Below are 8,721 nucleotides of genomic sequence, written 5' to 3'. Positions count from 1 at the left end.
GCCAATGTAGGCAAAGCCCGCAGCTCCGTTTCCGGCCCGACTTCGTCGGGTTCCTTCGCCCTGTCACTGATCCGGGGGGCGCCGCAACGTGCCAGGCTACCCCCGTATCAGCGCCAGGACTCAGCCGTCACTTACGTCGCAATTTGCGTCGTCAGTGCCATCGCGGTTGAAAAGCACTTTAGAGCAATTTGGATTTGGCTAAAGGCGCGGCTCTGGAACTGATGACTATCGTTCCCATGCTCCGCGTGGGAATGCAGTTCGTGACGCTGCGCGTCACACGGCGGTTTAGTAACATCAGGTGACTTGAGGTTCGACTCAAGTCAGCTTTTCACTCACATCTACCAGAACCGCTGCTGGGTCAAACGTCCCCACCACTTGGTGGCCAGTTGATCCGCTGAGGTGGCTGCCGCCATGCCCATGCGCTCTTGCAGGCTCTTGCGTTGCACGTAGTGCAGGTGGAACACGTCTGCATCCTTGGCCCGCTCGGCCAGGTACTCGTCACTGGTCTTGAGTTCATCGACCAGCAGTTTGTCGACCGCTGCCATTCCGAGCCATACCTCGCCCGTTGCTACTTCGTCGATGGACAGTTGCGGGCGGTAGCTGGCAACGAAGTTCTTGAACAGGTCGTGGGTGATATCCAGGTCCTGCTGGAATTTCTCGCGGCCCTTTTCGGTGTTTTCGCCAAACACCGTCAGGGTCCGCTTGTATTCACCGGCGGTCAGCACTTCGAAATCGATGTCGTGCTTCTTCAACAGGCGATTGACGTTGGGCAGTTGTGCCACCACACCAATGGACCCCAGGATGGCGAACGGTGCGCTGATGATCTTGTTGCCGATACACGCCATCATGTAGCCGCCGCTGGCCGCGACTTTGTCGATGCACACGGTCAGCGGGATGCCTGCCTGACGAATACGCGCCAGTTGCGAGGACGCCAGGCCGTAGCTGTGAACCATGCCGCCGCCGCTTTCCAGACGCAGCACCACTTCGTCCTTGTCGGTGGCCAGGGTCAGCAGCGCGGTGATTTCATGACGCATGCTTTCAGTGGCGGAGGCCTTGATGTCACCGTCGAAATCCAGCACGTAGACACGGGCCTTGGGCTCGGCCTGTTTTTTCTCTTTCTTCAGCGCCTTGCCCTGCTCCTTGCGCAGCGTTTTGAGGCGCTCCTTGTCGAGCAGTGACTGCTCAAGGCGTTCGCGCAGGCCCTTATAGAAATCATTGAGCCGGGTGACCTGCAATTGTCCGGACGACTTGCGACGGCCCTTGCCACGCATGGACGCAATGGCAACCAGTACCACAACGATGGCGATCACCAGCGTCACGGTCTTGGCCAGAAAACTTGCGTAATCGACAACGAAATCCACGAATATCCCTCATTAGTGTCAGGCCCTTACCAATCAAGGGCTGTGATGAATGCAGCATACCGACGCCCTGTGCGGCGCACCAGCCAATGACCCGTTACAAACCATTAAAACGATGATTTCAAACGAGCGTATGTTTTTTCATTGACAGTCCCCCGGCATCCCTCATAACCTCGGTGAACCTTCAGCGTACCGAGAAGAAACGGACGTGGGCAGCATCTACCTGATACGACATGGCCAGGCCTCATTTGGTGCCGACAATTACGACGTGCTGTCGCCCGTGGGGATTCGTCAGTCTCAGGTGCTGGGTGCCCATCTTGCCGAGCAAGGCCTGAGCTTCGATCGCTGCGTGTCCGGCGAGCTCATGCGCCAGAAAGACACCGCCCAACATATGCTGGGCCAGTACACCGAAGCAGGCCTCGATACGCCTGATGTGCAGCTGGACAGCGCTTTCGATGAGTTCGATGCCGAAGGTGTGATCAGGGCGTTGATACCGGCGATGCTCGAAGACGAACCACAAGCGCTGGATATTCTGCGCGATGCCGCCGCAAACCCTGCAGGGTTCCAGCGCTTGTTCAACCTGATTACCGGGCGCTGGCTGAGTGGCAACCACGACACACCGGGGCTGCAAAGCTGGCAGGCGTTCGTGGCCCGCGTCGAAGCAGGCCTGAAGCGGATTCTTCAGGCTGCCGGCCCGCATGAGCGTATCGCGGTATTCACCTCCGGCGGCACCATTACCGCCCTGCTGCATCTGATTACCGGAATGCCTGCATCAAAGGCACTGGAGCTTCACTGGCACATCGTCAACACGTCGTTGCACCAGCTTAAATTCAAAGGCAACGACGTGACCCTGGCTTCCTTCAACGGTTACACACATTTGCAACTGCTGAAGGCGCCGGAGCTCATCACCTATCGCTGAGCCCGGCCAATCGCGTCCTGCCGGACGCTGGCACTCACTCTAAAAGGATCACCACATGACCTCAGTAGCAGACGCCGTACAGACCATGAAAAACAAGTTCAACCCAGCTGCTGCTGCCGGTCTGGACCTGATCTTTGGCTTCGACATCACCGACGAAGACAAGCAATACGCCCTGATCGTCAAGGACGGCACCTGCGAATTGCAGGAAGGCAAAAACCCGGACGCCAACGTGACCCTGCTCATGGACAGCGAGATACTCAAGGGCATCGTCAGCGGCGAAACCGATGGCATGCAGGCGTTCATGGGTGGCAAGCTGCGTGCCGAAGGCGACATGATGCTGGCCATGAAGCTCAGCGAGCTGTTCCCGGTATAAACCTGCCGCGCAGCAGACTGTACTACCTTAAAACCGAAGCCCTGCCGGCTTCGGTTTTTTATGCGCACAAGTTTCTACAAAACAGTGATCAGAGCCACTGATTGCCCGGCAACACGCTGGCCTATAAAGCGGTCACGCGCTTGATCGCGGATTGGACGATCATTAGATTAGTCAATAGTTTGGGCTGACCAAAATAAACACAAGGGATACGTATGGCACTGACTGACCAGTCCACCGAGATTCGCAGCGGCGAAGAACTGGACGCCTCCCTGATCGACGCGTACCTGAAGGCGCACGTGCCGGATCTTCACGGCACGCCGACGATCAGTCAGTTTCCGGGCGGCGCATCGAACCTGACCTACCTGCTTCAGTACCCTGAGCGGGAACTGGTACTGCGTCGTCCACCCTTCGGACACAAGGCGCGCTCCGCCCATGACATGGGTCGCGAGTACCGCATTCTCAATCAGCTCAAGGAAGCCTTCCCCTACTGTCCCGAGGCGTATCTGCACTGCACGGACGAGTCACTGATCGGCTCGGAGTTCTACGTCATGCAGCGCGTCAAGGGGATCATCCTGCGCTCTGACCTGCCGCCGGAACTGGCGCTGGATGCAGCACAGACCGAACGGCTGTGCAAAAACTTCATCGACAAAATGGTGGACCTGCATCGCGTCGATTATCAGGCCTGTGGCCTGGGTGATCTCGGCAAGCCGCAAGGCTATGTACAACGGCAGATTTCCGGCTGGTCCGAACGCTATGAAAAAGCGCTGACCCCGGACGCTCCGGCATGGGAGCAGGTCAAACGCTGGCTGGTAGACAAAATGCCTGCCGACTCGCCCACCTCGAGCATCGTGCACAACGACTACCGTTTCGACAATGTGATCCTCGACCCGGCCAACCCGATGCACATCATCGGGGTGCTGGACTGGGAGTTGACCACGCTCGGAGATCCGCTCATGGACCTGGGCAACACCCTCGCCTACTGGGTACAGGCCGACGATCCAGCCCCGGTTCAATTGATGCGCCGCCAGCCGAGCAATGCGCCGGGGATGCTGACCCGCCAGGCATTTGTCGACTATTACGCCGAGCGCGCTGGCGTGCGCATAGACAATTTCGATTTTTACTACACCTATGGCTTGTTCCGTCTAGCCGGTATCGTGCAACAGATCTACTACCGGTTTTTCCATGGCCAGACCCAGGACAAACGCTTTGCCCAATTCATTCACATGAACAGGCTGCTGGAGCAGATGAGCCTGAGCGTGATCGAAAAATCCAGCCTCTGACCGCCAGCGCCAAGACAAGGAAATGACATGTCCAGAACCCAGCTCTTCGACCTTGATGGCAAGGTTGCATTCGTTTCAGGTGCCAGCCGAGGAATCGGTGAAGCCATTGCTCGACTACTGGCCCAGCAAGGCGCGCACGTTATCGTCTCGAGTCGCCGGCTCGAGGGTTGCCAGGCGGTGGCGGACGCCATCGTCAGCGAGGGTGGCAAGGCAACAGCCATTGCCTGCCACATCGGTGAGCTGGAACAGATAAGCAGTGCATTCGCGCAGATTCGCCAACAGTTCGGGCGCCTGGATGTATTGGTCAACAACGCCGCCACCAACCCGCAGTTCTGCAACGTGCTGGATACCGATCCCGGCGCCTTCCAGAAGACAGTCGACGTCAACATTCGCGGTTACTTTTTCATGTCCGTGGAAGCCGGCAAGCTGATGCGCGAAAACGGCGGCGGCAGCATCATCAACGTGGCGTCCATCAACGCGGTATCGCCGGGCGCCTATCAAGGCGTCTATTCGATGACTAAAGCAGCCGTGGTCAACATGACCAAGGTGTTTGCCAAGGAGTGCGCCGAGTTCGGTATTCGTTGTAACGCCCTGCTTCCCGGTTTGACCGACACCAAGTTCGCATCGGCACTGGTCAAGAACGACGCGATCCTCAATATGGCGCTGTCGCAGATCCCGCTGAAACGTGTTGCCGCTCCCAGCGAGATGGCCGGCGCGGTGCTTTACCTGGCCAGTGAGGCCTCCAGCTATACCACCGGCGTGGCGCTGAACGTCGACGGGGGCTTCTTATCATGAGGATCCCTCTGACCGGCAGAAAGAAAATGAATTAATTTTCCACATCTTTAATATATGGAATATATTTTCCGCATAACAACAATCCTTTCTGGAGAATGTCATGCGGGAATCCCTTTCTACATCGCCTGCGCAACTGGGTATCGGACTGATCGGCACCGGCTTCATGGGCCGTGCCCATGCGTTGGCGTTCGGCAACGCCAACGCTGCGCTTGATCTGCCTGCACGCATCCGGCTCTCCGCGCTGGCGGACGCCGACAGTGCACGCGCCGAGCTGTGCGCAAGCGCCTGGGGCTTCGACCGCAGCCACGCTGACTGGCAGCAATTGATCGATGATCCGTACGTGCAGATCGTGGCGATTACCACCCCCAATCACCTGCACTTTCCCATGGCCATGGCCGCCATCGCTGCAGGCAAGGCCGTGTATTGCGAAAAGCCGCTGGCCGTGAGCCTCGCCCAGGCCGATGAAATGCGCCGTAGCGCCAAGGCTGCGGGGGTCGTCACCCAGGTCGGCTACAACTACCAGCACAACCCGATGATCGGCCTTGCCAGAGAAATGATCGAAGCCGGCGAGCTGGGCGTGATCGTCAGCTTTCAGGGCGAGTTCAGCGAGGATTTCATGGGTAATCCGGCGTCACCCTGGTCGTGGCGCTGTGAAGCGGCGCATGCGGGCGGTGCGCTGGCCGATCTGGGCAGCCACTTGCTGGCGATGGCGCGTCATTTGCTGGGCGACGTCGAAGCAGTCTGCGCCGACTCCAGCACCGTACACCGTGAACGCCCGGCGAGCCTCGGCAGCCAGCAGATGCGCGCCATTGCAGTGGACGACCAGACGCACGCGCTACTGCGCTTTGCCAATGGTGCGCGCGGAACCTTCAGCAGCAGTTGGCTCAAACACGGCTACAAAAACCACCTGAGTTTCGAGATCAGCGGCACCAAGGGCACGCTGGCGTTCGATCAGGAGCGGCTTAACGAGCTGCGCCTCTATCGTACAGGCGCAGCCGGGCGCGATGGTTTTCAGCGCCTGCTGGCCGGCCCTGCACAACCGGGTTACGCCGCATTCTGCCCGGCTCCCGGCCACCAGTTGGGCTACAACGAGCTCAAGGCGCTCGAAGTACAAGCGCTCATCCAGGCCGTATGCGGTCAGCGCAGCCGTGGCCCGGACTTCGAGGAAGCGTGGCACATCGAGCGCCTGGCGACGGCCATTCGCGTGGCCGCTGCCGAGCAACGCTGGGTCGCGCTCACCGACATCTGACTTCCTGCAAACGTTGTACAAGGGGTAGAATGCGCCACGTTCGGGCAGCCATTCTGCCCCCTTGCCGTCCTCGCCATAAGCCCTCTGCCACCATGCCTTTTGAACTCAGCGTCGACCTGACCACCCTCGCCATTCTTGCCGTGGTCGCTTTCATAGCGGGATTCATAGATGCCATCGCCGGTGGCGGCGGACTGCTGACCACCCCTGCGCTGATGACAGCCGGCCTGCCGCCGCATCTGGTGCTGGGCACCAACAAGCTCAGCTCGACCTTTGGTTCAGCGACGGCCAGTTTCACCTTCTACCGTCGCAAGCTGTTTGACCCAGGCCAATGGCTGCATGCAGTGGCCGGTACTGCAGTCGGTGCTGCGCTTGGCGCGGTGATCGCCCATTACCTGCCAGCCGAATGGCTGAACCAGATGTTGCCGGTGATTGTGTTCGGTTGCGGGCTGTACTTGTTGTTTGGTGGCACGCCCAAGGCGCCCCTGGACAGCAACGCGCCGATCAAGAAGAAATGGCAGCTGCCGCAAGGACTGGGACTGGGTTTTTACGACGGTGTTGCAGGGCCGGGTACCGGTGCCTTCTGGACAGTCAGTACCCTGCTGCTCTACCCGGTGGATCTGGTCAAGGCCAGCGGCGTGGCGCGCAGCATGAACTTCGTCAGCAATGCCGTGGCATTGTCGGTGTTCATCTTTTCTGGCCAGGTGGATTACATCATCGGCCTGAGCATGGGCCTTGCGGTGATGCTTGGTGCCTACTTCGGTGCAGGCACCGCGATCAAGGGCGGTGCCAAATTCATCCGCCCGGTGTTCATCACCGTGGTCCTGGGCCTGACCGTGCGCCTAGCCTGGCAGCACTGGTTCGGGGGCGCCTGAACGCTCGGCCAGGTACGCCTCGATAAGGTAACGGGCAATTGACCGATTGGCCGGTAACGGCGGCAGGTCATCGACATGAAACCAGCGTGCGTCTTCGATTTCTTCTGCCTGTGGCACAATTTCGCCGCTTTCGTATTCGGCATGGAACCCGAGCATCATCGAATGCGGAAACGGCCAGCACTGGCTGCCCCGGTACTTGAGGTTCTTGATGCGTACCTGCACCTCTTCCATCACCTCGCGGTGTACGCAGTCCTCGGCAGACTCACCCGGCTCCACAAACCCGGCCAGTGCGCTGTACATACCGGTGACGAAACGCGGTGAGCGGGCCAGCAGGATTTCATCACCCCGAGTAACCAGCACGATCATGCTCGGCGAAATACGCGGGTACAGCCGCAGGTTATCGTGCTCGCAGAACATCGCCCGCTCCCCGCGAATCTGCACGGTGGGACGACCGCAGGCACCGCAGAAACGGTGTTCCCTCGCCCATGTGCTGACTTGCGCGGCGTAGCCGAGCATCTGGAAAACAGCGAAATCGCCTTCCAGCATGAACTGACGCAAGCCCTGCCAGGCGCAACCCTCGACGCTAAACGAGCGTTCCAGCACCAGCAGGTAGACAGGCTCACCGTCGAAATAGCCGATGCCGTGCTCGCTCTGCACCGGCAGGTCCTGCGCAGCCAGCCAGCTTCTGGGGAACAGCACCCCGTTGGCATCCAGCAAAAAACCCTGATCCCCCTGAACCACAGCCAAACCGCCAGGGGCCTCGACATCCAGAACTGCAGTTGTCCAACGCTCCGGGCGCGACATGGGAAACTCCTTAGCTCAGACTCGAGCCTTGTCATGTATCAATTATCGAAGACTGGTTTCTGCTTGCTCATCTGCGCAGCCATCGCCAGTTTCAGGTCAGGTGATTGCAGCATGGCTGCGTTCCAGATGGCAACGTGTTCTAGACCGTCATCCACTCTGTGATCACGCATGTAGCTGATCATTTGCTTGGTGCCCTCGATGGCGATGGGCGATTTGCCGGCTATTTCCCGAGCCACCGCCAGGACACCCTGCAACAGACCGTCCGGGTCATCGAAGGTGCGATTGACCAGCCCGATCCGTTGCGCCTCTTCAGCGCCGACGGTACGCCCGGTGTAGGCCAGTTCGCGCAATACACCATCACCGATGATCCTTGGCAGCCTTTGCAGCGTGCCGACATCGGCAGCCATGCCCATGTCGATCTCGCGAATGGCGAACTGCGCGTCGGCCGCCGCATAACGCATGTCACACGCGGAAATCAGGTCGATGGCGCCGCCCAGGCAATAGCCTTGAATGGCGGCGAGAACCGGTTTCCGGCAATTGTCCACGGCAGTGAACGAGGCCTGCATGTCGCGGATCTTGCGCCGCAACAGACGGGCATTACGCCCGGCATCCTTGCCCATCTGGCTGGCCACCGAGGCCAGCAGTGCCAGATCGATGCCTGACGAAAAGTGTTTGCCCGCACCGCTGAGTACCACGACGCGTACCTCGTCAGTGCACTCTATCCAGTCGAAAATGTCGATTATCTCCGTCCAGAACGACTCGTTCATTGCGTTGAGTTTTTCAGGCCGGTTGATTTGTACGTGAGCAATGCTGTCGGCCAGCTCGACCCGGAAACTTTGATAATCGGTCACGACGTGATCCTCAGGGAGATTGGGGTGTTCAGGTGCAGGACTATAACAACAGCACCCGATACATCGTAACCGGGCTGAACTGACATTCGCCGGACCCGCAAACCACCCGCCCGGCTATATTGGATATGGCCGCCCCCCTCAAATAGAGGGAACGGCCGCATCACCTTAAGGTCCAGTAATGAATAGCAACAAAACCTGTGCGGTTATCAGAGGGCGATAC

The 8,721-nt window shown here is 59.2% G+C and carries 9 protein-coding genes; 6 read left to right on the top strand and 3 right to left on the bottom strand.

Translation table 11 applies throughout. The features are described 5' to 3' along the window. Positions 1 to 338 precede the first annotated feature (338 nt). Positions 339 to 1,361, bottom strand: a complete 1,023-nt coding sequence (gene sohB, locus GE543_RS17015) for a protease SohB (protein WP_003369385.1) — start codon at positions 1,359 to 1,361, stop codon at positions 339 to 341. Between the two features lie 205 nt (positions 1,362 to 1,566). Between sohB and GE543_RS17005 the strand changes: the two genes are divergently transcribed. The 6 genes from GE543_RS17005 to GE543_RS16980 all read left to right on the top strand — a co-directional run bounded on the left by GE543_RS17005 (position 1,567) and on the right by GE543_RS16980 (position 6,846). Continuing rightward, positions 1,567 to 2,277 carry a histidine phosphatase family protein gene (locus GE543_RS17005; RefSeq protein WP_371927189.1) on the top strand — a complete coding sequence of 237 codons (711 nt, stop codon included), beginning with the start codon at positions 1,567 to 1,569 and terminating at the stop codon, positions 2,275 to 2,277. Between the two features lie 55 nt (positions 2,278 to 2,332). Continuing rightward, entirely contained in the window at positions 2,333 to 2,650 is a 318-nt protein-coding gene (locus tag GE543_RS17000) for an SCP2 sterol-binding domain-containing protein (protein ID WP_153221931.1), read from the top strand. Between the two features lie 212 nt (positions 2,651 to 2,862). Next, the gene (locus GE543_RS16995) at positions 2,863 to 3,930 is read left to right on the top strand and encodes a phosphotransferase family protein (RefSeq protein WP_153221930.1); all 1,068 of its coding nucleotides are present in this window, start codon (positions 2,863 to 2,865) and stop codon (positions 3,928 to 3,930) included. A 27-nt stretch (positions 3,931 to 3,957) separates the two neighbouring features. After that, positions 3,958 to 4,725: an SDR family oxidoreductase gene (locus tag GE543_RS16990; RefSeq protein WP_003348996.1), complete on the top strand. Its 768-nt coding sequence runs from the start codon at positions 3,958 to 3,960 to the stop codon at positions 4,723 to 4,725. Positions 4,726 to 4,825: 100 nt separating this feature from the next. Continuing rightward, on the top strand, positions 4,826 to 5,974 hold the full coding sequence (locus GE543_RS16985) for a Gfo/Idh/MocA family protein (RefSeq protein WP_153221929.1): 1,149 nt from the start codon (positions 4,826 to 4,828) through the stop codon (positions 5,972 to 5,974). 92 nt (positions 5,975 to 6,066) lie between these two features. Continuing rightward, positions 6,067 to 6,846, top strand: coding sequence for a TSUP family transporter (locus GE543_RS16980; protein ID WP_003410257.1), 780 nt, complete (start codon positions 6,067 to 6,069; stop codon positions 6,844 to 6,846). Here the strand turns inward: GE543_RS16980 and nudC are convergent. Together nudC and GE543_RS16970 are read right to left on the bottom strand one after the other, a co-directional pair. Continuing rightward, positions 6,814 to 7,650 carry an NAD(+) diphosphatase gene (gene nudC / locus GE543_RS16975; RefSeq protein ID WP_153221928.1) on the bottom strand — a complete coding sequence of 279 codons (837 nt, stop codon included), beginning with the start codon at positions 7,648 to 7,650 and terminating at the stop codon, positions 6,814 to 6,816. The two genes, GE543_RS16980 and nudC, sit on opposite strands and share 33 nt — an antisense overlap. A gap of 38 nt (positions 7,651 to 7,688) precedes the next feature. Further along, entirely contained in the window at positions 7,689 to 8,501 is an 813-nt protein-coding gene (locus GE543_RS16970) for a crotonase/enoyl-CoA hydratase family protein (protein ID WP_046236999.1), read from the bottom strand. Positions 8,502 to 8,721: the final 220 nt, after the last annotated feature.

Source organism: Pseudomonas sp. SZ57, from assembly GCF_009495975.1.
GTDB classification, from domain to species: Bacteria; Pseudomonadota; Gammaproteobacteria; order Pseudomonadales; family Pseudomonadaceae; genus Aquipseudomonas; species Aquipseudomonas syringae.
The sequence above is the reverse complement of the archived record's forward strand: the minus strand, read 5'-3'. Positions and strand labels throughout refer to the sequence as shown.